This is a genomic window from Haliea sp., from assembly GCF_040221975.1.
Lineage (GTDB): Bacteria > Pseudomonadota > Gammaproteobacteria > Pseudomonadales > Halieaceae > Haliea.
This window is the reverse complement of record NZ_JAVJWR010000013.1, coordinates 98,626-124,520: the sequence shown is the minus strand read 5'-3', so window position 1 is coordinate 124,520 and position 25,895 is coordinate 98,626. Positions and strand designations below refer to the sequence as shown.

Here is a 25,895-nt window from a genome sequence, read left to right as displayed (position 1 = left end):
TCAGCTGCGGGGTGCAAGGGTCGCGGAAAGCATTGTATCCATTGCCAGCTCCCCCGCGCTTTCTCGATAATGCCGGGCAATGGCGGCAAAGTCGGCAAAACCCGCCACGAAGGCATCCGCCACATCCGGGTCGAACTGGGTACCACGCCCCTCGGCGATAACCGCGCGGGCGTCATCCAGAGACATGGCGGGCTTGTACACACGCGTGGAAATCAGCGCATCGAACACATCGGCAACGCTCATCAGGCGGGCCGACAGTGGAATCGCATCCCCACGGAGCCCATCCGGGTAGCCGCTGCCGTCCCAGCGCTCGTGGTGCCAGTGGGCGATTTCCTTGGCCAGGGCCAGGAACTCGACTTCCTCCTTGATATCCCGCTCGGCGCGTTCGATGGCGATGGCACCCAGCACCGCGTGCGTTTGCATCACGGCCCACTCCGCGGGGTCGAGAGGCCCCGGCTTCAACAGAATGTTGTCGGGGATGCCGACTTTGCCGATATCGTGCAAAGGCGCGGAGCGGGTCAACAGCTCAATATAGCGATGATCGATCACCGCGTTGAAGCGCGGGTGCTCCTGCAGGCGGGCCGCGAGCGCGCGCACATAGCCCTGGGTCCGCAGGATGTGATTGCCGGTTTCTGGATCACGAATTTCCGCGAGGTGGGCCAGAGCCCGCACACTGACCAGCTGGATCCGGTCGTTTTCCGCCATGCGGCGGCTGACTTCGGCTTCCAGCCAGACATTGTGCCCGGCGAGTGTGTCGCGCGCCTGTTTCAGTTCCAGGTGGGTGCGCACCCGCGCCTGGAGGACGGCGGGCATGATTGGCTTGGTGATGTAGTCCACGGCGCCCAGCTCGAACCCGTTCAACTGGTCTTCCTCCCCGTCCAGCGCCGTGACGAAGATCACCGGTATGTCGCGGGAGTGCGGGTTGGCCTGCAATTTTTCCAGAACCGCATGCCCGTCCATTTCCGGCATCATGACATCCAGCAGGATCAGGTCCGGGAGGGGTTCGATGTAAGCCAGGCACAGGGCGCGCGCGCCGGAGTTGGCCACCCGCACCTGATAGTCGGGGCGCAACAGGTCGCCGATCACCGCCAGATTGTCCGGGTTATCGTCCACCACCAGGATGACCGGTGAGGTATCTGGCAATGCCTGTGTACTCATGTCAGAGCCTCCGCTTTCGCCCTGCTGGCAGTTCGCCGTTCAGAATCCGTGTATCCCGTAAGTGAGGAGCGCACAGTCAGAAAACCTGACAACCTTCTTGAATACTATACGCTTGCCCGGAATGCTGCCATCTTCGGTGGCGGCGATCTGTGACGGGGTTAATGTTTCAGACGCGCGCGCAAGGCGTAGAGCAGCTCCAGTGCCTGTCGCGGGCTCAGGCTGTCGATATCCAGGGCTTCCAGCTGTTCGAGTACCGGGTGCGGGGAAGTGGGCGCAAACAGTTCCACCTGGGTGGGGGCAGGGCTGCTGCTGGTGCTGTGTTCGCGGCCCTGCTCCAGCTCCCGCAGCTTGTCCCGGGCGGCACGCAGCACCGGGTCCGGGATGCCCGCCAGCTTGGCCACCTGCAGGCCGAAGCTGCGGTTGGCCGGGCCCTCCTGGATGTTGTGCAGGAACACCACGTGGTCCTGGTGCTCGGTGGCGTCGAGATGCACGTTGGCCATGGTCGGGCACAGTTCAGGCAGGGCGGTGAGTTCGAAGTAGTGGGTGGCAAACAGGGTGAAGGCGCGGACCTGCTGCGCCAGCTGGATGGCCGCGGCCCAGGCCAGGCCAGGCTGAGGCCGTCGAAGGTGCTGGTGCCGCGGCCGACCTCGTCCATCAGCACCAGGCTGCGCTCGGTCGCATTGTGCAGGATGTTCGCGGTCTCGGTCATTTCCACCATGAAAGTGGAGCGGCCGCTGGCGAGGTCATCCGAGGAGCCGATGCGGGTAAAGATGCGGTCGATGGGTGACAGGCGGGCGCTGCTGGCCGGGACAAAGCTGCCGCTGTGGGCGAGCAGGGCGATGATTGCGTTCTGGCGCATGTAGGTCGATTTGCCGCCCATATTGGGGCCGGTGATCAGCAGCATGCGGCGGCGCTGGTTGAGCAGGGCGTCATTGGCGATGAAGGGCTCCTCCAGCACCTGCTCCACCACCAGGTGGCGGCCGCCGCTGATCTCGAACAGCAGTTCCTCGCTGAACTCGGGCTTGCACAGGCGCAGGGTTTCCGCGCGCTCGGCCAGGTTGGCCAGCACGTCCAGTTCCGCCACCGCGGCGGCGCTGTCGGCAAGCGGCGCCAGGTCCTCGTTCAGGCGTTCCAGCAGGGCATCGTACAGGCCTTTTTCCCGCGCCAGCGCCCGGCTTTTCGCCGACAGGGCCTTGTCCTCGAAGGCTTTCAGTTCCGGGGTGATGAAGCGCTCTGCGTTCTTCAGGGTCTGGCGCCGCTGGTAGGTATCCGGCGCCCGGTCGGACTGGCCGCGGCTGATCTCAATGTAGTAGCCGTGGACCCGGTTGTAGCCCACTTTCAGGGTGCTGATGCCGGTGGCTTCGCGCTCGCGCTGCTCGATTTCCAGCAGGTAGTCGCCGGCGTTGCTGCTGATGCGGCGCAGCTCGTCCAGTTCCGCGTCGTAGCCGCTGGCGATGACGCCGCCGTCGCGAATCACTACGGGGGGGTTGTCGCCAATGGCGCGCTCCAGCAGCTCACACAGTGCCGGGAATTCCGCGACCTGCTGCGACAGGGCAGTCAGCCGCTCCGATGTACAGCTGGCGAGGGCGGAGCGCAATCCGGGCAGGGCCTGCAGGGAGCTGCGCAGGCGGGTCAGGTCCCGGGGGCGGGCAGAGCGCAGGGCCACCCGGCTGAGAATGCGCTCCATGTCGCCGATGGGCTTCAGCGCCGCCCGTGCCGGCTCATGATCGTAGTCCGCGCAGAGCGCGCTGATGGCCTCGTGGCGCTGACCCAGGACACGGGTGTCCGTGAGGGGGCGGTGGAGCCAGCGCCGCAGCAGACGGCTGCCCATGGCAGTGACGCAGCGGTCCATCACCGACAGCAGGGTGTTGCTTTCGCCGCCGCCCAGATTGCGGTCGATCTCCAGGTTGCGGCGGGTGGCGGCGTCCAGGATCACGCTCTCGGCATGGCTCTCGTGGGCGATGGCGCGGATGTGGGGCAGGTTGCTGCGCTGGGTATCCTTCACATACTGCAGCAGGCAGCCGGCGGCGCCGATGGCGAGGCCCAGATGGTCGCAGCCAAAGCCCTGCAGGTCGTGGGTCTGGAACTGCAGGTTCAGGGCCCGGCGCGCACTGTCCTGGTCGAACTCCCACAGCGGCTGGCCGCGGGCACCCCGGCGCGCGGTCACCACCGGGTCGGCAATGCTGTCCTGATACAGGGTTTCCGCCGGATTCAGGCGCTGCAGCTCGCTGGCCAGAGCCTCTGTGCCCGTCACCTCCAGCACCCGGAAGCGGCCGCTGGCCAGGTCCAGCCAGGCCAGCCCGAACTGCTCCCGATGCTGGGCCACCGCCAGCAGCAGGTTGTCCGCGCGCTCGTCCAGCAGGGCTTCGTCGCTGAGCGTCCCCGGCGTGACAATGCGCACGACCCTGCGTTCCACCGGGCCCTTGCTGGTGGCCGGGTCGCCGATCTGTTCACAGATGGCCACCGAGACTCCGGCCTTCACCAGTCGCGCCAGGTAGCCTTCGGCGGCGTGGTAGGGCACCCCGGCCATGGGGATGGGCTCGCCGTTGGACTTGCCGCGGGCGGTGAGGGTGATGTCCAGTAGTTCCGCCGCCCGTTTGGCGTCGTCAAAAAACAGCTCGTAGAAGTCGCCCATGCGGTAGAACAGCAGCTCCCGCGGATGCTGTGCCTTGATACGCAGAAATTGCTGCATCATGGGGGTATGGCTGGAATCGGCGTCGCTGGTCATTATTGGTGGGACTTTTCATCGGTGTGTGAGTAAGCGCTGCAGCATAGCAAACCACGCGTCAGCCAACTATCAGCCCGTGCGATTGAAGCCATCCGGTGAGTACTCTGGCTTGAGTGCGGCGCTGATGCGCAAGGTTTTTTCTGGATATGCCAGTAAGAGGGTATTGTTGATTGTTTAGAATATAGTCATGCACCGTAGTTAGACTACGATAGTACTTAGTCGATCAAATTGACTGGAGTTTGGAAAAGTTGTAAAAGGCGTAGTATGACTACGAAAAATACTGGCAAACTAAATACCCTTTACACCCGGCTGGCTCCTGGCTCGCCCCTGACGTCGGGTGACTTGGCGACTCTGGGAATCTCGGCAGACCTCGCCGTTCACTACGTGCGGGCCGGATGGCTGCTGCGATTGGCGCGAGGCGTTTACTGTCGTCCCAACGACGAACTCAAGTTGTACCCCTGCCTCCGTCTGCTGCAGCGCAAGTTCGCAGGGCTTCATGTCGGCGGCAAGTCGGCGCTCGATTGGTATGGTGTGCGACAGTATGTGTCGCAACAACCGATGCTGCTGCTTTACGGTTGGGCTGACGGGCACTTGCCGGACTGGTTTACGGAACGCTTTCCGGCCCAGTATCACCGCAAGCGCCTGTTCGACGAATCTCCCGAGGACCTGCTGCATGCCGCGCCCTTTGAGAGGCGGGAGAGTGCGCCGCAGGTGTCGTCACCGGAGAGAGCGCTGCTGGAGCTATTGAGCGAAGTCGGAGTGCGCCAGCCTTTGCAGGAAGCCCGCGAACTCGTCGCAAGCACCTATAGTCTGCGAGTCAAGGTGTTGCGCGAGCTTTTGCAGCACTGCACCAGCGTCAAGACGGTGCGCCTTTGTCTCCAACTGGGCCGCGAAGGTGCTCTGCCATGGGCGGACAAACTCGATCCGGACACATTGCCAACCGGCAGCGACCGGCCCTGGGTGTCCAGATCCGCTGAAGGTCTGTTGGTGCTGAAGCCATGAATCCCGCCTATCTCGATACCGCGCATCTGCTGACACAGGTCGCACCACTGATCTTTGTGGATGATACCTTCGCGCTGAAAGGCGGTACCGCTGTCAATCTATTTGTACGAGACATGCCGCGTCTGTCGGTGGATCTCGATCTGGTGTTTCCGGATCACACGCTGCCGCGCGAGCAGGCACTGGCGCAGATCACCGATGCCATTCGGCAGGCGACCGAGCGCTTGCACAAACACGGATTCCAAGTGCATGTGCCGGTAGATGGGGCGGGCGAGACCAGGTTATTCGTGCGCAGTGGGAGGACCGAGGTCAAAATCGAAGTGAATTTCGTGCTACGCGGAACCTTGCTGCCGGTGCGCCGTGCTTCTCTCACGTCCGTCGCCAGCGATGTACTGATGGCGGATCTGGACATTCCCGTGGCTTCACTGGAGGACCTCTACGGCGGCAAGCTGGTTGCCGCACTGGACCGTCAGCATCCTCGCGATCTGTTCGACGTGATGCAACTTTTCGAGCATGAGGGGATAACGCCGGGGATTCGCCACGCTTTCGTCGTGTATCTGGCCAGTCACAACCGGCCGGTGCATGAGGTACTATTCCCGCAACTGAGGGATATTGGCCATGACTTCACGTATAACTTCGAGGGTATGACGGCGGAGCCGGTAACACTCGATAACTTGCTCGCGACTCGTGATCGAATGATCAGTGAACTTCAGGCGGGGTTGGACGAAAGCGAACGACGATTTCTGCTATCGCTCGTGGCTGCTGACCCTGACTGGACTTTGATGAATATTGATCATTTGCAACACTTACCGGGTATTCGCTGGAAGTTGCGCAACCTGGAAAAATTGCGGAAAGCGAATGCGAGGAAATTTACCGAGCAGGCCGACATCTTGGCCACGCGGCTGGCCAGCGTCAAAGACATTGTTGTCCGGTCTGAATAGGTCAGCACAACCCCCCCGAGTCAAAGCTCTTGGTGTGTCCCGATCGGCATACCAAACCACGCGTCACCCAACTATCAGCCCGTGCGATTGAAACCATGCGGCGGGGGAAAAGGCGCCTGCCACGTCAGTGGTATCATGATAGTTTTAAACTCAGGTTATCGTCAGAGTGGAGTTACATGAACAAATGGATACAACGGGGTTCCGCGGAGATACCCAATAACGGCGGCACCATGAAGTTGCTGCAGCGCGACCAGGAGTTCTCCATTCGCCTGTCGGGTATCCGGGGCGAGCTGATGAACAGCCGGGTGCACGGTTCCGAGGAGGCGCTGGCGGAACTGGGCTGCGCCCGCCTGGGGTCGGTGGCAGATGTACGGGTCCTGGTAGGCGGCCTGGGCATGGGGTTCACCCTTGCCGCGGTGCTCCGGTCCGTGCCGGCCTCGGCGCAGGCTGTCGTGGCTGAGCTCATCCCCGAGGTGGCCGAATGGAACCGGGGGCCGCTGGGCGAGTGTGCCGGTCGGCCCCTGCTGGACGCTCGCACCCGGCTGCACCTGGGCGACGTCGCGGCGCTCGTCGCGGACAGCAGAGACGCATTCGACGCGATACTGCTCGATGTCGACAATGGTCCCGAGGGACTCACGCAGGATAACAACAACTGGCTGTATTCCGCGGCGGGCTTGCAGGCAATGCACCGGGCGATGCGCCCTGAAAGCACCCTGGCGATCTGGTCAGCCGGTGCTTCCCCGCTGTTCGTGATCCGGCTGAAGAAAACCGGCTTTCACACCGCGGTGCACACGGTGCGGGCGCGGCCCGGCAAGGGCAGTCGTCACACGATCTTTGTCGCTCGCAAGGGGGTGGCGCTGCAGGGTCGATCTTGACCCAGGCACGAGGCGTCAGTCCGCAACAACTGCCTCCTGATCCACAAAGCGCTGGTGCTGGCGCAGGGCAGGCAGCAGCGTGGTATCGCTATAGGCGCAGCCGGTATGCGCCGGGTCAAGTTGCCCCGTCTTGTGGGCCTGCTCGGCGCTGTGGCCGCCGCCGTTTTCCAGTGCTTGCAGCATTGGCCGGTAGCCCGGCTCCCAGGCGCGCAGTGTTGGAATGCTCTGGCGCAGCCCTTTGAGAATTCCGAGGCCAGCAAAATCCAGGTCTCCCCAGAAAAACGCAGCAACTTCGTTATGCAGCCAGCGTTCCCTAAAACCTTCGCTGTCGCTGCCCGGTAGAAAGGCAAAGCGTGTGTGGATGCTGCTCAAGCGCTGCGCGCTGGCCCGAAAGCCCCCACTGTACAGGAGGGCGTAACCGGGCGGAGGCCGCTCCACCAGGCGCAGGAAGCTGTCCTGGTTTTCCACCACCAGCAGGCGCTCGAAACCCGGCGGCGCCCAAGCGGTCAACAGCAGGGGGCGAGGCGGGATGGTCGCGACACGTTCGCCGTACAGTTTATTCAGCAGTTCCTGGCGACCATCGAGAAACTTGGAGTCGCCGCGAAAGCAACGGGCGGCGATTTCGCGCAGGCTCAGGCCGCTGTCGAAATACTCTGCAATGGCGGCGAAGGCGGCGGCCAGCTCCCGGATCTCCCAGTCGGGGTACTGGAATGAACTTGTGAGCAGCGCGGCGCCGTCGTCAGCGAAGTGTCCCCGATAGTGAGCGAGGGCGCTTCGCCAGGCCAGCAAGGTCGGGTCTATGCGCGGACGCTGGAGCCAGTCCCGCAACAGCGCCTCGCTGCCCGGGTTGAGACGCAACTGTGCGTTCTCGTAGCGTTCCTGGTGGCCGTCGATGCGGCGATCATAGTCGATGCTGAAAATACCGTACACGGCGGCCAGTTGCTCGATCAGCCGCCAGCGGTAGCGGGTGTCTTCGGAAAACCGGAACAGGGCGGGTACCGTGGATTTTCTGATCCGGCGGGTGACGTCCCGCTGCCGGGGGCCCTCGAGACGATCGAGGAACCAGCCGAGCAGCTCCCGCAGCCAGCCTTCCTCCGCCAGCCAGCCGGGAGGATCGCCCTGACGGTCGCCGTCGTCGCCCGCCATCTACAGTTCGTCCATGAAGTCCAGCGCGCCCTGCTGGCGGATCACCCGGCGGTGCTGCGCCCACAGCTCCGCCACCCGTTCCACGTTGAGCTGCTGGCGATCCAGCAAGACGCGTGTATTCAGTTCACCCACCGGCGCGGGGCTGGGCACCTTGCTGAACACGAACTGGTTGCTCACCAGGTCGAGGAAGGGCCCGGACTTGCTGGTGGGCATGATAAAGATCAACTGCAGCCCCAGGGTCTTGGTCAGGTAGCCGATGACCTCGCGGGAGCGGGTCTCGTCCATGTGCATGAAGGCTTCGTCAACGATCACCATGCGCAGGTGGCTGTCGCCTTCGTTGAAGCGGAAGGCGCTGGTGATGGCCGCGGCGCGGATGATGTAGGCGGGCGTCTCCAGTTGGCCACCGGAACCGGTGCCGTACTGGCTGAGGCGAATCGGCGCCTTGTTTTCGGGATGTTTGAGGATGTCGTAGCGGCGATACTTGCGATAGTCGCTGATCCGTTCCAGTTCGCGCAGGGCCTGTTGTTCGTCGCCGTCCAGCAACAGGGCCAGCAGGCGATCGCGCACCGCGCCCGCCTTGTCCGAGAGACTGGCATCGAACAGGCTGCTGCCATCGCCGAGGTTGGGGATGTCGATGATCTCGCGGAAGAAGTCCCAGTACTCCTTGAATTCCGGCAGCCAGTTCCAGTCGAAAGCGAAGCGCTCGCGGTCGGCGCCGAAGCAGTGGTGTTCCAGCTCCCTGTTGAGGTTCTTGAGGGTGCGCTCGCCCTCTCGCACTGATTGGTGGATCTCGTGGCAGAGGTCGCTGACGAAGGTGGTGTTGAAGGTGTCACGCAATCTGCCAAGTTCTTCCTGCTTGCCCAGCAGTACGTTGTTGCGCAGGCGATTGTGCAGGTTGTCCAGTTGTTGCCGCATTGCGTGCACGTGGCCGAAGAAAGGAGCACTGTGCAGTTCCTCCGCGGTGTCGGCGAGGACATGGTCTGCGGGCTGGGCCTGCTGGTTGTACTGGTTGATGGACTGCTGCAATGCCACTGCCTGCTTCATCAAGCGGTCGTCGAGCGCTTTTTTCTCGGCGACGAAGTCGATGGCCTCATGAGCGGCCTCGAGGCGCTGGTCCATCCACTCGATACGCGGCTGGACGTCCAGCCCGGGCCAGTGACGTTCGCTGGCCAGCAATGCAGCTTCGGCATCGTCCCGGGCCTGCTCCAGCGCCTCGCTGTTGTCGGCCAGGTCGCGCAGCTTTTTGCCGCAGGCAGTGAGCTGCTCCTCCAGTTGGCCTTCGCGTTTGTCCTGCTCGCGCTGCGCTTCCTCGAGGGACTGGTAGCGTTGCTGTGCCTGTTCAAACTCCTGTTCCAGATTCCTGTGCTCGCTGAGATCGAGGTTCTCCAGCGCGCTCTCCACTTCCCGTAGCTGGCGCTGGCTGTCGAGCAGGCTGGTGGCAGTTTCCACCCAGTTCAGCGGCCGGAAATGGTATACCTGCTGCTGGAGTTGCCGTACGGCCTGGTAGGCGTCGTTGGTATTGTGGTGCCGGGCTTGTATCTCCTCCAGGGCCTCTTGCTGGGCGAGCAGGTTGCGTTCCCGGGCGGCCGCGCCGAACACCAGTTCACTGTCGCTCACATCGCAGCGGAACATGGCGTAGTTGCCGGCGGCGAGACCGTCCGCCGTGATGCCGCGCCGGGTCAGGCGCAGGGCGTCGGCATCCGGCACCCGCACCACGCTGCCGTAGGACGCCCTGAGGTAGTGTTCGGCGATGCCGTGGGAAAAACGCAGCACGTGGAAAATGGAGTCTTCCGGCAGCGACTGGCGCTCGGCATCCCGGCGCGCCTGCTCGCCCTGGATCACCCGGGCGCGATTGCGGCGCGCACCCGTCCGGCGCAGGATGCGGATGGCCTCGGCCTCAAATTCCGGCTCCACCAAAATACCGAAACGGGCGCCGCCCAGATAGCCCTCAATGGCCATCTGCCAGTCCGGATCGGTGACTTCCACATGGTCGCAAAGCACCCGCGGGTCGGCTTGGGGGCACTCCTTGCGGATCGCCGCCAGCGCTTCGTCCACATCCCGGGGATAGCTGACCCGGTGGGACTGCAGTGTCTTGATCTGCTGCTCGATACGCTGCTGTTCCTGTTCGATGCCGCGCAGTTCGCGTTCGCGGTCGGCGACCAGCCGGTCCAGACGCTGGGACAGCGAGACGTTTTCCCGTTCGCCATTGGCTTCGCCGCTGGTGTGCAGGATATCCGCCAGTGCATTGTGCAGGGGCTGTTCCTCGCGGCTCAGGTCCAGTCCGGCCTCCAGCGGGCTCAGGTCGATCCAGTCGCGCGCCAGAAGCTGGTTGAGGTCGGGCAGCGGCCGGTCGGCGCGGGCCAGCAGTTCTTTCGCCGTGTTGCGCCAACCGCGTCCCGCCAGCTCGGGCAACAGTAGCTCCAGGCTGTGGCGGCCAAGAACGTCGCGGATGTTGCGCAGGGCGGTGAGATTCGCGTTGCGCTGCTGGTCCTGTTCCAGCAGAGGGCGTGCTCCTTCGTGCAGTTTGCCGGTAAGGGTTGCGCGCCGGGTTTCCAGTTCCTCTTTGCTGCGCAGGGCGGGGATGCCCTGGATGCGCGCCTTCAGCTCGGTCAATTCATCGAGGGCGTGGGTTTTGCGGCGCCGGGTTTCCTGCCGCTCGGTTTGCAGTGTCGCCTGCTGCTGGCGCAGGGCGAGCTGCTGGTCTTTTTCCGCGTTGTACAGCGCCTGGTTGCGTCCTTGCTGCTGGGCGGCGGCGCCATAGGTCGCCGTAGTACGTTGCAGCCAGCTTTCCAGGTAGTGCTCCGCCTGGTCGCGGGATTGCCCCAGCAACTCGACGCTGGCGCGCAGTTGCCGGGCCTCCTGTTCCATGCCGTGCACGGTGCGCAGCAGGTCGCGAATGCGGCGGATGGTATCGCCCAGGTCGCGTGCTTCCAGCACTTCGCCCGCGACGAACTGGTCGATGGAGTCCACCGGCTTGTAGGCCATGAAACGGGCGAAGGTGCGCGCCGCGTTGGTACCCTCGCGCTGGGATACCGCGTCGCGCTTGCCGCGCAGCGCGCCGAACAGCCGCGACAGGTAGGCGCCCTTGCGTTCGTAGGTCTCCACCGCCTTCTTGCCGAACTCCTGGCGCAGCAGGTTGGGCAGTTCGGTGATCGGCACGGCGTGGCGGCCATCGGGGTATTCACGCACGAAGTGGGAGAGTCTGAGCATCTCCCCGGGCACGATCATCATCAGCAGTTCGTCCTGCCGCGCCTGCGGCTGGACGCCGGCGCGATCGAGGTGGGCGCGCACGCCGATGACTGCGGTAAACGGCTCCGCCGTTTCGCCCTTGGTGGGATGGAAGCTGCCGGCGATATAGCCGTCGCAATCGTATGGCCGGGCGAAGGCGCCGTCGTCGCAACCCAGCACGTAGGAGGCGAGGGTGCGCACCTGCTTGCCGCCGCGGCCGCGCTGGGTGGTTTCATCCTGCCCCGGGTTATAGGTGAACAGGTTGTCGTGGGCCGCGGTCATCAGCGTCTGCAGGGCATCGGCGGCGGTCGTCTTGCCCGAGCCGTTGCCGCCGGAAAACAGGTTTACCGGGCCGAATTCCAGTTCTTCCGGGGGCAGGTTGCCCCAGTTCACGGTAATGGCGTGTTTCAGGTACATGGCGTCAGGGGATTCCTGTGGCTGGCGGCAGGGAGGCGGCGGTTGCTGCTCACGGGGCGTCCTCCTCTGGTGACGGGGCGTCGTTGCCGGCTGGCTCGCTGCCGTCCGCCAGTTCCGCAAGCACGGTGTCGCTGACCAGACTGGTAATGTCGGGGCGGATGGTGAGCCAGGATTCGCTGTCCTCCAGTGCCTCGTCGCCGGCGTAGCGGATGACCCGCAGCTGGCGCAGGCGGCGGAACAGGTTGCGACGGTCCACCAGCCCTTCTGGCAGCGGGCGGCCGAGCAGGTTCTTGTGGGCGAGACTCAGGGCTTCCAGTGGCAGCGTTACCTGGCCGTTCTCGTCGATCTGCCCCTCCCGCAGCGACTTGTCGTATTCCGCGCGCAGTACCAGAATCAACGCCACTTCCGCCTGGCTGAGGCGTTCTCGCAGACCGCTGTTGAAGGCGTCGTCGCTGTCGGCCAGGCCCGGTACCTCGGCGCCGGGCGGGAACAGGCGCAGGGAATGGAAGCGCGGTTCGTGCAGCAGGCGAATCCGCAGGACAGCGAGATAGTCCTCGACCAGATCCGTCACCTGCAGGTAGCGATCGTAAAACTCGGCCTCGCGCTTGTTTTCGTCGCGGCACAGCACGCCGTGGTCCAGCAGGCGGATCATCAGTTCGGAGAATTGCTCCGCGCTGACGCCGCGCGCTGCCAGCGCGTCGTCAAGGGCTGTTCGTATCGTCATCGTGCTCCAGTTCCAGCAGGAAGCCGTCCCTGCGGGTGAAATAGTATTCCCCGGTGATCGGCTCAGTGCGCTCCAGGCGCAGGCGGAACCCCGTCCCGGCGTGGTCGGCACTCCCGAGTTCGATCACATGGCTCAGGGCCAGCAGGTCGCCGGCATTGTTGATCGGCAGGTCGCGGCTGTCGATGCGACGGCTGGCGCCAAGCGCCTCCCGCAGGTAGTCGCGCAGCGCGCCGTTGTTGATATTGAAGGCCTTCTCCATTAACTGTTGGAGCAACAGCTCGTGACGCGTGGCCGCGTCCGGGGCGGCCAGCTCGGTGATGCGGCTGCGCACCGGACGCTGTTGCCGTTGTTCCCGCAGGCGATTGTGCGCCGGGTCTACGAGGCCCAGCTTCAGACCTGCCATGGCGTCACCGGCGGCGGCCAGGCGCTGGCCGAAACTGGCGTCGTCCAGCGCGGACAGTTCACGGCACAGGCCGACAATGTCATTGTGCTTCTGGCTGTGTACATAGCTGAGTTGGCGGATGATGATGTCGGCGCGGCGGGTAAAACCCTGCAGGGTCCGGCGCAGGGAGGGCAGCATGATCTCGGAGGCATTGCGCATGCGGGTGTCGATGCTGTCCAGCAGGTGCCAGAGCACCGAGCCCTCGTCGCTCACCACCAGATCCGGGGCCAGCCGGCGCAGTTCCCGTTCAGCGCTGGCCTTCCACTTGTTCTGTTTGCGGCGAATCTTCTCGATGGTGCGCTGGATACGCTCGCGGTGTTTTTCGACACTGTCGGCCGAAAGGCGGATGGCGACGTCCGGCTGGAACCGCTTCTCCATGAAATCGAAAAACTGGTCTGACGCCTGCTGCACCAGCTGCTGGGCCTCGACTTCCCGAACCAGCTCCCGTTTGCGCTCCTCAAGTTCGGCGATGATGTCGGTAAAGTCGGCGATGATGCGCTCGGAGTGCTCGTAGGCGTCCAGCAGGTCGTAGACTTCGCCACGCTCGAGGAACGCGGCAAGCGCGTTCAGCGTATTGCGCGTGTTGCGGTGGCGGGTGCGCACGCTGCGGCCGTCCACTTCCGCCAGCGTTTGGGTGAACAGGCGCCCGCTGCGACTGAAGGGGTAGGTGGACTGGAAAGAGGCTTCGTCCTTGTCGCGCTTGAGCCAGCCGTTTTCCACCAACTGGTTGAGAATCCAGCCGGCCTGCTCGCGGCTACTGTTGAAGCGTCCCTCGTCCTCGCCCTCAAGCAGCGGGGCGCGCTCCAGTGCTTCGGTAAACAGGTCCAGGATCTGCTCCCGGCGCAGTGACTCGCCGTAATCGGCCTGCGAACTGTACAGCCGCTCGTGCAGCAGGCGCAGGCATTCGGCGATTTGCTCCCGGTACTTGCCGGTCAGTGGCCTGAAAAACTGGGTGCGCTCGCCGGTAAAAAACATGGTTTTTAGCTTGTGGGTGTGAGCGGCTATTTAACCAGTTTGCCAGCGCCGATCCAAGGACTCTCGGTCCTCCGATGTCCCGCGGCAATTCTACGCGATATGTGGCTTTCGACGCGTTTACTTAAGTCTCGACTGCAAACGCAGCATCAAAACGTACCGCCAGTGCCGCCAGGCGATTGTCCAGCGTCCACAAAAGAGCATCCGGCGTCAGCAGGGTTGAGGCCAGCAGTGTTATATCGACAAGTCCACAACCGAGGCCGTAGAGCCGTTCCCGTTCGATCAATGCCATTACCTCATCCCAGCTTGCCTGCGTGGCGGATTGCAAGAGTCCGATGTCGCCAAGCGTCCTCTGTCTCGGTGCCGGCGGGCTGCCACAGGCAAGCTCGCCCAGTACCATCGGATGGCTCAGGCCTTCGTCGTGCAGAAGCAATGTCACCAGATCTTCGTTGCGCCGCCTGAAGTGGTCCACCCACACCGAGGTGTCGATGAGTACACTCATGAGGCTGCGGGGTCGCTCCGTCTGCGCGGAATCCGCGCCATTCGAGGTGTGCTGCCACCCAACGCCGCCAGGCGCTTCGCCGCCCGCACCCGAACGAATGTTTCCATGGCTTCCCGGAACAGATCAGCCTTGTTTGTGCCTGGGTCGGCGACAGCCAGGGCTTGTTGGTAAAGGGCGTCATCGATAGTCACGGTAGTACGCACAGGCATCGCTCCTGCTCAAATATGATGCGATTAAGCATCAAAATTCGCATAATCGCAATGGCTTGAAAAGCTCTCTTCCACTGACGGGGCAACGTGGATACCGGGCCCGTCAAGCCCTGGGTAGAAATTTTTGTGTGCTGTTTGCAGGTGCCGTGGCGTGTTTGCTGGCAAAACCTGGTGCGAACTCTGGCATTCATGACTGCCATGCTCTTCACTTGGGTCGCTACAGCCGCTACAGCCGCTACAGCCGCTACAGCGCAATTTTGCCGCTCTCGACGAACCATGGAAGGTTGCGAAGGGGTCGGATCCACCCCGGAGCGCTGGTGCTGTACCGAGCGAATCCTGCACACCCCTGCTTTGATTGTTCTGTCTGGATTGATGGGCAACAGCTGATACACGCCCGGTCACAGTACTCCGGCTCAGTGCAGTACCGAACGCGGCTGTTGGCGGCTGGCGCCGTCCTCAGAGAACAGGTAGTCCAGCCGCAGGCACTCCTCCGCCAGCTGCAGGGTGGCCTGCATCGCAATGGCGACGAAGTGATTGAATTGCCCCTGGGTCAGGCCTTCATTGCCGGGGAAGATGCTGGCGGCGACCAGTTGCGGGGTGGCGTCGTCGACGATGTCGAGAAAGATTTTCAGGGTCGGATATTCCATGTTCAGGCGCCCCAGGTCCGCCGATAACGCGAGCAGGGCCATGGGCCGGATTTCCAGTTCGGTGGTGAACAGCAGGCCGAAGGCCTCCTGGATCAGGCGGCTGTCCAGCACCCCCTCCTGAGTGCGGATTTCGCTGAGATGCAGGTTCTCGCAATGCTCGCACACATAGCTTTCGACAGCGGTGGCATTGAGCCAGCGTTCCAGCAGGGAGCGATCGGGGTTGACGGGTGAGGGCATGGCAATGGCGTTTCCAGTAAACAGGACGGGGATTTTACGCCAAGGAGGCGGGATCCTCTAGGGGCTTCTGCAGTGTGTTCCTGCTGCTACGGGTATCTGTGATATAAATCACCAATGGGCCTAGATATTCAGCACACGCAGTTCACCGCCGACGATTACCAGCGGTTTGGTGAGCGCCTGGAGCGCAACCTGGAGCGGTTGCGGCAGACGCTGGCCGTGCCCGGGTTTGGTGAGGGCGCCGGTTCGCTGGGTGCCGAGCTGGAGCTGTACATCGTCGACCGGCAGGGGCGCCCGGCACTGCTCAATACAGAGCTGCAGGCGGCGGCGGGGGATCCGCAGCTGACTCTGGAGCTGAACCGCTACAACCTCGAGTACAACCTGACACCGGTTGCCGCTGCCGGTGATCCGCTGCGGGCACTAGAGCAGGAAATCCTGCACAAGCTCAGGGAATTGCGCCGCCTGGCGGCGGAGCGCGATGCCCGTATCGTGCCCATCGGGATTCTGCCCACTTTGCAGCTGCAGGATTTCGGGCCCTCGTGCCTGACCGGAAAACAGCGCTTCGCGGCCCTGGTCGAGCAGCTGATTGCCCGCCGCGGACGTCAGTTCCGGATCGATATCAACGGTAGACATCCACTGCAGCTGGAGATGGATGACATCACCCTGGAGGGAGCCAATACGTCGTTTCAGGTTCACCACCGGGTTGATCCCCGGCATTTTGCCGATACCTTCAATGCCATGCAGGCGGTGACGCCACTGGCGGTGGCGATTGCCGGCAACTCGCCCACCTTGTTTGGCCACTGCCTGTGGCAGGAGACACGGATTCCCCTGTTCAAGCAATCGATCGATACCCGCCTGCCTGACCGCTACAGCTGGAACGAACCTGCGCGCGTCAATTTTGGCCAGGGCTGGGTGCGGCGGGAGGCAGCCGAGCTGTTCGTGGAAGCGGTGCGTCTCTACCGCCCGTTGCTGCCGGTTTGCGCCGAAGCACTCGCGGCTTCAGACGACCCGCCGCAGCCGCCGCAATTGCCCGAACTGCAGTTGCACCAGAGCACGGTATGGCTCTGGAACCGGCCGGTCTATGACGCCACCGGAGGCGGACACCTGCGGATCGAGATGCGGTCACTGCCGGCCGGTCCTACCGCCGCCGACATGGTCGCCAATGCCGCCTTCCTGATCGGCATGGCGGAGGGGCTGCGGCCGAACATCAACAGCTGGTTGCCGGCGCTGCCATTCAATTTTGCCGAACACAATTTTTACCGCGCGGCCCAGTATGGCCTCGACGCACGCCTGGTCTGGCCGAGAGACCGGCAGTGCGCCTGTGAGGAGCAGCCTGCAGCTGCCATCATCGCCGCCATGCTGCCGGTGGCGCGGCGCGGGCTGGTCGCGATTGGCATTGACGAGGCTGCGATCTCGCACTATTTGAGTATCATCGAACGGCGCCTGGCGAATGGCCAGACCGGCGCCCGCTGGCAGCTGGCGCGTCTGGCGCAATCCGGGGCGGACACCCGGCCGGGCACGGCCGACCTGCAGGCAATGCTGGAGGCATATATGGAGCGTAGTATCGGCAATGATCCGGTGGCGGAGTGGCCCTTGTGAAGCGCTTCCGGATTCTCCGCAACCCTCTCGCAACCGAAATCGGCGCCAACGTGGAATCTTTTCTGCGCTATCTAGGCGGTCCCGCGAGTATTTTTCTGGAGGGCCTGGACAGCAGTCGCACGCGCGCGTTTGTCACCCTGTTGCACGGCAACGAACCCTCCGGTGCAATGGCCCTGTTCCGCTGGCTCAAAGCCGGTCGCCAGCCCGCGGTCAATACCGTGTGTATCGTCGCCTCGGTAGAGGCGGCCCTGACGGCGCCCCTGTTCAGTCACCGCATGTTGCCCGGGGAACGGGATCTCAACCGCTGCTTTCGGCCGCCCTTTGACGACGAGCAGGGACGGTTGGCCGAGGAAATCCTGGAAATCCTGCGCCTGCACCACCCCGAGGCGGTCGTGGACATGCACAACACCTCCGGGACCGGCCCTGCCTTTGGGGTCTGTACCCACATGGATCGTCAGCACGATGCCCTGGTCTCGCTGTTTACCCGGCGCATGATCGTGACCCGGCTCAATCTGGGCGCGCTGATGGAGATCAGTGAACACAGTTATCCCACTGTCACGGTGGAGGTGGGTGGGCGCCTGGATGACTGCGCCCATGAACTGGCCTGGTCGGGACTCTGCGAGTACCTGCAGCGGCCGCTGGTGTTGGCGGGGGACGAAACAGACTGGGGCCTGGAACTGTTGCGCAACCCGATTCGCCTGGAGCTCAACCCCGGCATTGAACTGGCCTATGCAGAGCAGCCCGATGCCGCGTATCCCGTGGTTTTGCGGCCCGATATCGAGCAGCTGAATTTCGGCGTGGTGCAACCGGATGTGCCCCTGGGCTGGGTCCGTGGCGAGTTGCGTTCACTGTTTTGGGCCCAGGACGCGAGCGGCCGCTGCGCGGTCAGTCGGCTGCTGCGGGTGGCTGACGGGCGCCTCTACCCGGCCGCTCCCCTCAAGCTGTTCATGATTACCACCAATACCGCCATTGCCCGCAGTGATTGCCTGTTGTATGCCATTGAGCAGGACGAGCTGGCTGACGTCAGCTGATGTCGTCTGCGTGGATCAGTCCTTCCAGCCCCAGGGCGCCGGAGGCGGCTCCACAGGCGTGCTGAGGTCAAAATCCACCCGGAAAACCCGCGGCGTGCCCAGTCGCCAGAGGCCGTAGGTAAACACTTCCCCCGGGGTGACCCGCATGGTCCAGACATTGGCAAAAGCGGGTTCTATGATCTCCCGGGTTTCCTCATCGGCGGGGAACAGTTGTTCCCCGGCACGGCCGGCATTGCTGCTGGTGCCGCCGTACAGGGTGATGTCATCGGGGCTGCCGTCGGCCTGGCGATGGTCGTGCTTGAGGGTGATGCGGTCGCCGCTGCGGGTCAACACCCAGGTGCGGGAGAGGTCGTCGCCGACCACGAAGGGAATGCGAATACGGGTGTCGGAACAGTCCCGCACATGCATCACCAGCGACTTGCCGGCAAACTCGTCATCCGCCGGGGCGTCGATCAGTTGGCCGGCGAAGGCCTTGCCACAGAGGGTGGTCAACGCTAGCCAGTAATCCGCAGTGGGGCTGGCCTGGGCCGAACCCGCCAGCAGCAGGGTGAGCATGATGGCAATCGGTCGCATGGCGGATCTCCCGGTACTTGGGTGTTGCGGAGGCTGAGCTTACACCAAAACGCGCTCCCTGCACCTCCTCCGCTGCAAACCTGTCGCCTGAACAGGCAGATGCTCTGGGCGCTGGTCGGATTTGCCCGTATTTGTCTGGATTTGGGGCTTGCATTTGGCGGATAATACACTGAGTATATATACAGTAGTCGGGCGGGATGCCAACAGGTGTCCAGGCCAGAAATCACACAGCAGAGCCGCAACAACGACAGGAGCAGTCGATTATGGATGCCAACAAGCAAAAAGCACTGGACGCAGCCCTCAGCCAGATAGAACGCCAGTTCGGCAAGGGCACGGTCATGCGCATGGGTGACAATGAGCGCGTCGCCATGCCCGCCATCTCCACCGGCTCCCTGGGGCTGGATATCGCCCTCGGTATCGGCGGCCTGCCCAAGGGGCGTATCTGTGAAATCTACGGCCCGGAGTCCTCGGGCAAGACCACGCTGACCCTGCAGGTGATCGCCGAGTCCCAGAAAGCGGGCGGCACCGCGGCCTTCATCGACGCTGAACACGCCCTGGATCCCGCCTATGCCGAGAAGCTCGGCGTACAGGTGGACGACCTCATCCTGTCCCAGCCCGACACCGGGGAGCAGGCCCTGGAGGTCGCCGAGATGCTGGTGCGCTCCGGCGCCGTGGACGTGCTGGTGATCGACTCCGTGGCGGCATTGACGCCGAAGGCCGAGATCGAAGGCGAAATGGGCGACTCCCACGTGGGCCTGCAGGCCCGGCTGCTGAGCCAGGCCATGCGCAAGCTGACGGGCGCCATCAAGCACAGCAACTGCCTGGTCATCTTTATCAACCAGATCCGGATGAAGATCGGGGTGATGTTCGGCAACCCGGAAACGACCACCGGCGGCAACGCGCTGAAGTTTTATGCCTCGGTGCGTTTGGACATCCGCCGCATTGGCGCGGTCAAGGACGGTGACGAGGTCATCGGCAACGAGACCCGGGTAAAGGTGGTCAAGAACAAGGTGTCGCCGCCCTTCAAACAGGCCGAGTTCCAGATCATGTACGGCAAGGGTATCTATCACATGGGCGAGGTTATCGACTGGGGTGTCAAGCTCAGTCTGGTTGACAAGTCCGGCGCCTGGTATGCCTACAAGGGTGACAAGATCGGCCAGGGCAAGGCGAACGCGGCGAAGTTCCTGGAAGACAATCCTGCCGTCGCCAACGAGATCGAGGCCGAAATTCGCAAGCAAATGATGGTGGCTGTGGTGCCGGCGAAAAAAGACGCCAAGGATGCCATCGCCGCGGAGAACGACATCGCTGAGGAGTGATGGCAGGCACCCGGTGACTTCAGGATCACCGGTCTTTTCGGCGCCGGGGCACCCACTGACCCCACTCTCACATCCCCGGCGCCTTTTTTCGCAGGTAACACAGGGGGGAAGGAATGCAGGAGCAAGCTGACACCGGCAATCGAGCCGCCAGCCCTGATGCCCTGGTCTACGCAGAGGGTCAGAGCGTTCGTCCTGCCGATGTGCGGGTTGCCGCCATGAATCTGCTTGCGCGCCGCGAACACTCCCTGTCCGAGTTGCAGACCAAGCTCTCCCGTCGATTTGCCCTGCCAGACATGGTTGCCTCCGTATTGCAGGAGCTGCAGCGGGACAATCTGCAGAGCGATGAACGCTATGCGGAAAGTCTGCTGCGGCAGCGCCTGCAGCGGGGCTATGGTCCGGCACGAATTCGCCAGGAGATGCGTCAACGCGGTCTGGATGAGGCCGCGATCACCGCGGCTCACGCCGCCGTCGAGCCGGACTGGTTCGCCGCGGCCGAGGAAGCGTTTTTCCGCAAGTTCGGTGGTTCTGCCGTTGCTTTACCTGTCGGCGACTCAAGCGCCCGCGACGAGGAAGCTCTCGATCCCGTTGCGTGCAGGGAAGCACAACAGGCGGCCTTCAAGGAAAAGGCCCGACGCTTGCGTTTCATGCAGTATCGCGGTTTTGCGTCGGAGCATTTCCGGCATTTGCTGGATGAATAGGGGTTCTGCACCGCTGGTGCGGCCCTGAGCAAAGGCTCTGCCCGAACCCCGGACATCAAATCTTTGCTATCCTCCGCTGCCCCGGGTAACGAGCTGTAGCAATGACCTTCATGTCCCACCCGCCAACCAGGCCGGGAACTCATGCGACCGACTGATTCCGCTGAACCCGGCCAGACCCTGAACTGGTCGATCCTGCCGCGCCTGTGGCCCTATCTGCGCGACCATCGACGGCGCATTGCCCTGGCGCTGGTCTGCCTGTTGCTGGCCAAGGGTGCAATGCTGGTCATCCCCTTCATCATGAAGTACCTGGTGGATGGCATGAACCTGCAGGCTGGTGCGCAATTGACGGGTATGGTCGCGCTGGGTTTGGTGTTGGCCTACGGTCTGGCGCGGTTTTCCAGTGTCCTTTTCGGCGAGCTGCGCGACACTCTGTTTGGTCGCGTGACCGAGCGCGCGATGCGCAACCTGGGTCTCAAGGTATTCCGCCATGTCCACGCCCTGGATCTCGATTTCCACCTGCAGCGGCGCACCGGCGGTCTGGCCCGGGATATCGAGCGCGGCACCAGCGGAGTCAGCTTCCTGCTGCGGTTCATGGTGTTCAATATCGTGCCCACCCTGTTCGAGATCGCTGCCGTTGTCTCGGTGTTTTTGGTCGCCTACGGCGCTCCCTACGCGCTGTTGACCCTGGCCTCCGTGCTCGCCTATGGCTGGTTTTCCTTCGGCGCCACAGAGTGGCGGACACGTTTTGTCCGCGAGATGAATGAAGCAGATTCAGCCAGCAATACCCGGGCCGTGGACAGTCTGCTCAACTTTGAAACGGTCAAGTACTTTGGCAACGAGGGTTTCGAGGCCAGCCGCTACGATGAGGACCTGGAGCGTTGGGAAGCGGCGCGGCGCAAGAACCGTCTGTCCCTGTTCGGTCTCAATGGCGGCCAGGCCCTGATTATCGCCCTGGCGCAGACCAGCATGATTGGTCTGGCGGTATACCAGGTGCGTGCGGGTATTCTCACTCTCGGCGATTTCATCCTCATCAGCCAGTACATGATCCAGCTGTTCATGCCGCTGGGCTTTCTCGGTTTTGTCTACCGGGAGATGAAGGGTGCCATGGCCAATATCGAAAAACTGTTTGCCCTGCTGGATGTGCGCCCCCGGGTTGTCGACCACAGCGATGCGCCAGCGCTGGCGGTCAAGGATGCAGCGATCCGCTTCGATGACGTGAGTTTCTGTTATCAATCCGAGCGGCCGATCTTGCAGGGTGTCAGTTTCGAGGTGCTGCCTGGCCAGAAGGTTGCCGTCGTCGGCGCCAGCGGTGCCGGCAAGTCGACCCTGGTCAAGCTGTTGTTCCGCTTTTACGACTGTAGCGCCGGCCGCATTACCATCGACGGTCAGGATATCGCCGCGGTTACCCAGCAGTCGCTGCGCCGTGCGATCGGTATCGTGCCTCAGGACACTGTGCTGTTCAATGACACACTGCTGGAGAATGTGCGCTACGGCAAGCCCGGCGCCTCCGATGCGGAGGTCGCCGAGGCAATACGCATGGCGCACCTGGAGGATTTCCTGGCCCAGTTGCCCGAAGGCGGTGAAACCCGGGTGGGAGAGCGCGGCCTGAAACTGTCGGGCGGGGAGAAACAGCGGGTATCGATTGCGCGCACAGTGCTGAAACGGCCGCCGATCTTGGTATTTGACGAGGCCACCTCCAGTCTGGACAGCCGCTCGGAACAGTCAATCCTGGCTGCGCTGCGGGAGATTGCCCAGCACCACACCAGCCTGGTCATTGCCCACCGTTTATCTACCGTGGTCGATGCCGACCGCATTCTGGTGCTGCATCAGGGCAGAATTGTCGAGCAGGGCGCACACCGGGAGTTGCTGTCCCGAGATGGGCACTATGCAGCGCTCTGGCGGGCCCAGCAGGATGAGCAGGGACTGCCGACAGGGGCCGCTCAGTAGGTGTAACTGGATTGCAGTCCCAGCGGCAGGCCCAGTGCCCAGTAACCCAGCAGGAACAGGGTCCAGAGGATAATGAACGTCACCGAGTAGGGTAGCATCAGCGCCGTCACCGTGCCGATACCGGCAGCGCGGATATAGCGCTGGCAGTACACCACCACCAGCGGGAAGTAGGGCATCAGCGGGGTGATGATGTTGGTGGTGGAATCGCCGATGCGGTAGGCGGCCTGGGTCAGGTCCGGCGAGGCGCCCAGCTTCATCAGCATGGGTACCAGGATGGGTGCCAGCAGTGCCCACTTGGCGGAAGCCGAGCCCACGAACAGATTCAGCAGCCCGGTCAGCAGCACGATACCGGAAATGGTAAGCGCGCCAGGCAGGCCCAGCGCCTGCAGACCTGCGGCGCCCTTGACCGCCAGCAGGATACCCAGGTTGGAGGCTCCGAAGGCGTAGATAAACTGGGAGATAAAAAACATGATGACCAGGTAGTAGGCCATGGTCTGCATGGTCTTGGTCATCCCCTCAATGATATCGCGACTGCTGGTCACGGTGCCGGCGGCGATTCCGTAGACTATGCCCGGTAGCAGGAACAGCAGGAAGATCAGCGGTACGATCGAGGCCATCAACGGTGCTCCCGCTTCGGTCAGGGAGCCCGTCGGGCCGCGCCAGGCCGAGTCACCGGGCAGTGCGCTCAATACCAGCAGGGTGATGACCGCCAGCATGCCCCAGAGAGCGATCCGCAGGGCGCGCCGCTCCCTGTCGCCCAGGGTCTGCATGCCGGTCTCTGCGGCTACATCCTCATCGAGGGGACTGTGCCGCAGCCGTGGCTCGACGAAACGATCCGTAATCAGCCAGCCCACCAGAATAATCAGTACCGATGAGGCGGCGGTAAAAAAGTAGTTGTTGAGAGGGTTCAGCACCACCGAGGGGTCGATGATCTGCGCCGCGGATTGGGATATCCCCTGCAGCATCGGGTCCACCGCGGAGGGGATGAAGTTGGCCGAGTAGCCGCCGGAGACCCCGGCGAAGGCGGCGGCAATGCCGGCCAGAGGATGGCGCCCCGCAGCGTGGAAGATGATACCGCCGAGGGGAATAACCAGGACGTAGCCGGCGTCGGCCGCGGTATGGCTGACAATCCCGACCACGATCACCATCGGTGTCAGCAGCCAGCGGGCGGTGACCCCCAGCATCGCGCGCAGGGTGGAGTTGATGAAGCCGGTGTGCTCGGCCACACCAATCCCCAGCATCGCCACCAGCACCACACCGATGGGGTGAAAGTGCGCGAAGGTGGTGACCATCGCCGACAGGAACTGGGTCATCGCGTCCGCGGAGAGCTGGTTCACCACCACCAGGGCGTCGCCATTGCGGGGGTCGACCAGGTCGTACTCGAACCGGGAGAACAGCAGCGACAGTGCCCAGGTGATGAACAGCAGGGCGATGAACAGGACTGCCGGGTCGGGCAGTTTGTTGCCAGCGCGTTCGATGCTGGCCAGGACTCTCTGGGTGCGGGTGGCGGGGAGGGGTGCCTGATTCATGCCGTTCGCTTCTCGCGTAAAAGCGCAGTGTAATTCGACCGTGGGCGGGAAACAAACCTGCCGCGGCGATTGCTTTGCCCTGCCTGTGGTTTGATTTGCTGAACGGGGTGCGGTCGTCGGGGTGCGCTGCTTGTGCCGCCTCTTGTGCTGGGTCATGCTCGGGTCGATTCCAATAACAGAAAGGCCGCCATCATGCTCTCAAGGTTTGACGACTATCCCATTCACCAGACCGCGGAACCCATCGCCTTGACTGCGAGCAGTGACCGCTGCACCTACGACCGCTATTGGTACAACGCGCACGATCGCGACGGTGCCTTTTACTTCGGGATCGGGCTCTGCCGCTACCCGAACCTGGGCATCATGGACTGCAGTCTGAGCCTGGCCCTGGACGGGCAGCAACACGCCTTCCACGGCTCGCGCCGGGCGCCAGCCGAACCCACCGATACCAGGGTTGGTCCCTTCGTCCTGCGCATCCTCGAACCGATGGGGCGGCATCAACTGACCATTGCGCCCAATGACACGGGCATTGAATGCGACCTGGTGTTCACCCCCTACACGGCGTGCATGGAGGAGGGTCGGCAAACCCTGCGCAATGAGCGCCACCTGGTAATGGATGCGACCCGCCTCGACCAGTTCGGCAAGTGGCATGGCTGGATCCGCTACGACGGCCGTGAGCTGCGGGTCGACGGCGCCACCACGTTTGGCCTCAAGGATCGTTCCTGGGGTATCCGCCCGGTCGGTGAGCCCTGGCCGGGGGGCGCCCCCATCAACAGTTTCCAGGCCGTGCATTTCTGCTGGATGCCGATCCACTGGCAGGACCAGTGCAGCCTGGCGGGCTGGTTCGAGGACGACAGCGGCCACCAGTGGCACTGCGACCAGGGGTTCCTGCCACGCCATGACAACGTCGACGCCATTCCCGGCACCAGTGATCCCGCGGCCTCTGTCTGGCAAGGTGCGGTCGAGCACGATATCGTGATGCTCCCCGGCACGCGCCGCGCTGCCAGCGCCACGGTGACCATGTGTGACCGCGGTGGGGAGAGCATGACCGTCACCCTGGAACCGATACTGGTTCACCGCATGAAAGGCCTGGGTTACCAGCACCCGCAATGGGGCCACGGCAAGTGGCACGGGGAGCTGGTGATTGCGGGGGAAAGCTGGCGCGACAGCGACCTCGATCCCCTGGCGCTGGAGAACCTGCACATCCAGCAGGTGGTGCGCGCGACCTGCGGCGACCGCGTTGGCCACGGGGTACTCGAGCAGATGCATATCGGGCCTTCGCGCAGTTACGGCTTCAAGGACTGGTTTGATGGTGCGGCCGGCTAGGTGCGGCCGGCTAGGTGCGTCCGACCAGGTGCGGCGGCCGCCCAGGTGCGTCCGGCCAGGCAGACCTTCTGCCACGTCCCCGGCATCGGCAGCCCCGCCCCCCATCTCGGACACGCCGTGAACCCATATTTGGGTTCACGGCGTGTCCGTCAGCCCCCTTCCTGCTGTCGAAGGCCCTGCTCCCAGAGGCTAAGCGGCGAAGTCTCAGTCCAGCGGATAGGGCGGCCGCTGTCCCCCGCAGAGCACGTCGGTCACCTGCTCGGTATCCATGTACTCGGTCAGCTTGACCAGCTTGCCCTTGTCGAATTCGAACAGGAAGTGGTAGTCGTTGCTGTAGGTCTGGCCGGAGACATGCTCGCCTTCGCTGGAGGCTTCAACCGCGACCTTTTCTCCCTCGGCGACCATGCCGCGCACGGTGAAGGTGATGCCAGTGGGGAAGACTTCCATGATACTGGCGATGGCGCCGCGCAGTTCGGGGTATTCGCTGACGCCGGAGATCAGCGTTGAGCCCATGGTTTCAACGCAGCCATTTTTCGCATAGGCAGCAACGGCTCCGTCCACATTGCCCGTGCTCAGGTCGGCCAGGAACTGGCGCACCCGGGCTTTGTTATCTGTCTCTGTCGTCATTGCTGTCACTCGCGAGAAAGAGCACCGTCC

Annotated in this window: 20 protein-coding genes and 1 pseudogene; 9 read left to right on the top strand and 12 right to left on the bottom strand. The window is 63.4% G+C overall.

Annotated features, from left to right (window positions below; genetic code table 11):
- Entirely contained in the window at window positions 1-1,158 is a 1,158-nt protein-coding gene (locus tag RLO07_RS04360) for an HD domain-containing phosphohydrolase (RefSeq protein WP_462290909.1), read from the bottom strand.
- A 158-nt stretch (window positions 1,159-1,316) separates the two neighbouring features.
- Window positions 1,317-3,853: pseudogene (gene mutS, locus RLO07_RS04355) on the bottom strand (DNA mismatch repair protein MutS).
- Window positions 3,854-4,150: 297 nt separating this feature from the next.
- Between mutS and RLO07_RS04350 the strand changes: the two are divergent.
- From RLO07_RS04350 to RLO07_RS04340, 3 genes are all read left to right on the top strand, one after another.
- Window positions 4,151-4,888, top strand: coding sequence for a type IV toxin-antitoxin system AbiEi family antitoxin domain-containing protein (locus RLO07_RS04350; protein ID WP_462290908.1), 738 nt, complete (start codon window positions 4,151-4,153; stop codon window positions 4,886-4,888).
- Complete coding sequence (locus tag RLO07_RS04345) at window positions 4,885-5,826, top strand: nucleotidyl transferase AbiEii/AbiGii toxin family protein (protein ID WP_462290907.1); 942 nt, start codon at window positions 4,885-4,887, stop codon at window positions 5,824-5,826. The genes RLO07_RS04350 and RLO07_RS04345 overlap by 4 nt, the downstream gene beginning before the upstream one ends.
- A gap of 176 nt (window positions 5,827-6,002) precedes the next feature.
- Window positions 6,003-6,701 carry a polyamine aminopropyltransferase gene (locus RLO07_RS04340; RefSeq protein ID WP_462290906.1) on the top strand — a complete coding sequence of 233 codons (699 nt, stop codon included), beginning with the start codon at window positions 6,003-6,005 and terminating at the stop codon, window positions 6,699-6,701.
- A gap of 15 nt (window positions 6,702-6,716) precedes the next feature.
- Here RLO07_RS04340 and RLO07_RS04335 read toward each other — a convergent pair whose 3' ends face one another.
- The 7 genes from RLO07_RS04335 to RLO07_RS04305 all read right to left on the bottom strand — a co-directional run bounded on the left by RLO07_RS04335 (window position 6,717) and on the right by RLO07_RS04305 (window position 15,225).
- The gene (locus RLO07_RS04335) at window positions 6,717-7,847 is read right to left on the bottom strand and encodes a Wadjet anti-phage system protein JetD domain-containing protein (RefSeq protein WP_462290905.1); all 1,131 of its coding nucleotides are present in this window, start codon (window positions 7,845-7,847) and stop codon (window positions 6,717-6,719) included.
- On the bottom strand, window positions 7,848-11,492 hold the full coding sequence (locus RLO07_RS04330; RefSeq protein ID WP_462290904.1) for an ATP-binding protein: 3,645 nt from the start codon (window positions 11,490-11,492) through the stop codon (window positions 7,848-7,850).
- A 49-nt stretch (window positions 11,493-11,541) separates the two neighbouring features.
- Complete coding sequence (locus tag RLO07_RS04325) at window positions 11,542-12,216, bottom strand: DUF4194 domain-containing protein (protein ID WP_462290903.1); 675 nt, start codon at window positions 12,214-12,216, stop codon at window positions 11,542-11,544.
- On the bottom strand, window positions 12,194-13,633 hold the full coding sequence (locus RLO07_RS04320; protein ID WP_462290902.1) for a Wadjet anti-phage system protein JetA family protein: 1,440 nt from the start codon (window positions 13,631-13,633) through the stop codon (window positions 12,194-12,196). Before RLO07_RS04320 ends, RLO07_RS04325 begins: the two co-directional genes overlap by 23 nt.
- Before the next feature lie 121 nt (window positions 13,634-13,754).
- Window positions 13,755-14,132, bottom strand: a complete 378-nt coding sequence (locus tag RLO07_RS04315; protein WP_462290901.1) for a type II toxin-antitoxin system VapC family toxin — start codon at window positions 14,130-14,132, stop codon at window positions 13,755-13,757.
- On the bottom strand, window positions 14,129-14,341 hold the full coding sequence (locus RLO07_RS04310) for a type II toxin-antitoxin system VapB family antitoxin (protein WP_462290900.1): 213 nt from the start codon (window positions 14,339-14,341) through the stop codon (window positions 14,129-14,131). The genes RLO07_RS04315 and RLO07_RS04310 overlap by 4 nt, the downstream gene beginning before the upstream one ends.
- Window positions 14,342-14,754: 413 nt before the next feature.
- Entirely contained in the window at window positions 14,755-15,225 is a 471-nt protein-coding gene (locus tag RLO07_RS04305) for a YbjN domain-containing protein (protein ID WP_462290899.1), read from the bottom strand.
- Window positions 15,226-15,339: 114 nt separating this feature from the next.
- Between RLO07_RS04305 and RLO07_RS04300 the strand changes: the two genes are divergently transcribed.
- Together RLO07_RS04300 and RLO07_RS04295 are read left to right on the top strand one after the other, a co-directional pair.
- Window positions 15,340-16,821, top strand: coding sequence for a glutamate--cysteine ligase (locus RLO07_RS04300; protein ID WP_462290898.1), 1,482 nt, complete (start codon window positions 15,340-15,342; stop codon window positions 16,819-16,821).
- The gene (locus tag RLO07_RS04295; RefSeq protein WP_462290897.1) at window positions 16,818-17,852 is read left to right on the top strand and encodes a M14 family metallopeptidase; all 1,035 of its coding nucleotides are present in this window, start codon (window positions 16,818-16,820) and stop codon (window positions 17,850-17,852) included. The genes RLO07_RS04300 and RLO07_RS04295 overlap by 4 nt, the downstream gene beginning before the upstream one ends.
- Before the next feature lie 15 nt (window positions 17,853-17,867).
- Here the strand turns inward: RLO07_RS04295 and RLO07_RS04290 are convergent, their stop codons facing one another.
- Complete coding sequence (locus RLO07_RS04290) at window positions 17,868-18,425, bottom strand: hypothetical protein (protein ID WP_462290896.1); 558 nt, start codon at window positions 18,423-18,425, stop codon at window positions 17,868-17,870.
- 263 nt (window positions 18,426-18,688) lie between these two features.
- On the opposite strand from RLO07_RS04290, the gene recA reads away from it, so the two are divergent.
- From recA to RLO07_RS04275, 3 genes are all read left to right on the top strand, one after another.
- A complete protein-coding gene (gene recA, locus RLO07_RS04285) occupies window positions 18,689-19,741 on the top strand; it encodes a recombinase RecA (protein WP_462290895.1) in 1,053 nt (350 codons plus the stop codon).
- A gap of 113 nt (window positions 19,742-19,854) precedes the next feature.
- The gene (locus RLO07_RS04280) at window positions 19,855-20,439 is read left to right on the top strand and encodes a regulatory protein RecX (protein ID WP_462290894.1); all 585 of its coding nucleotides are present in this window, start codon (window positions 19,855-19,857) and stop codon (window positions 20,437-20,439) included.
- 141 nt (window positions 20,440-20,580) lie between these two features.
- The gene (locus tag RLO07_RS04275; protein ID WP_462290893.1) at window positions 20,581-22,386 is read left to right on the top strand and encodes an ABCB family ABC transporter ATP-binding protein/permease; all 1,806 of its coding nucleotides are present in this window, start codon (window positions 20,581-20,583) and stop codon (window positions 22,384-22,386) included.
- Here the strand turns inward: RLO07_RS04275 and RLO07_RS04270 are convergent.
- The gene (locus RLO07_RS04270; RefSeq protein ID WP_462290892.1) at window positions 22,380-23,915 is read right to left on the bottom strand and encodes an AbgT family transporter; all 1,536 of its coding nucleotides are present in this window, start codon (window positions 23,913-23,915) and stop codon (window positions 22,380-22,382) included. The genes RLO07_RS04275 and RLO07_RS04270 overlap by 7 nt on opposite strands.
- Before the next feature lie 192 nt (window positions 23,916-24,107).
- Between RLO07_RS04270 and RLO07_RS04265 the strand changes: the two genes are divergently transcribed.
- Complete coding sequence (locus tag RLO07_RS04265; protein ID WP_462290891.1) at window positions 24,108-25,238, top strand: hypothetical protein; 1,131 nt, start codon at window positions 24,108-24,110, stop codon at window positions 25,236-25,238.
- 204 nt (window positions 25,239-25,442) lie between these two features.
- On the opposite strand, the gene RLO07_RS04260 is transcribed toward RLO07_RS04265, so the two are convergent.
- The gene (locus RLO07_RS04260) at window positions 25,443-25,865 is read right to left on the bottom strand and encodes a nuclear transport factor 2 family protein (RefSeq protein WP_462290890.1); all 423 of its coding nucleotides are present in this window, start codon (window positions 25,863-25,865) and stop codon (window positions 25,443-25,445) included.
- Window positions 25,866-25,895 lie beyond the last annotated feature (30 nt).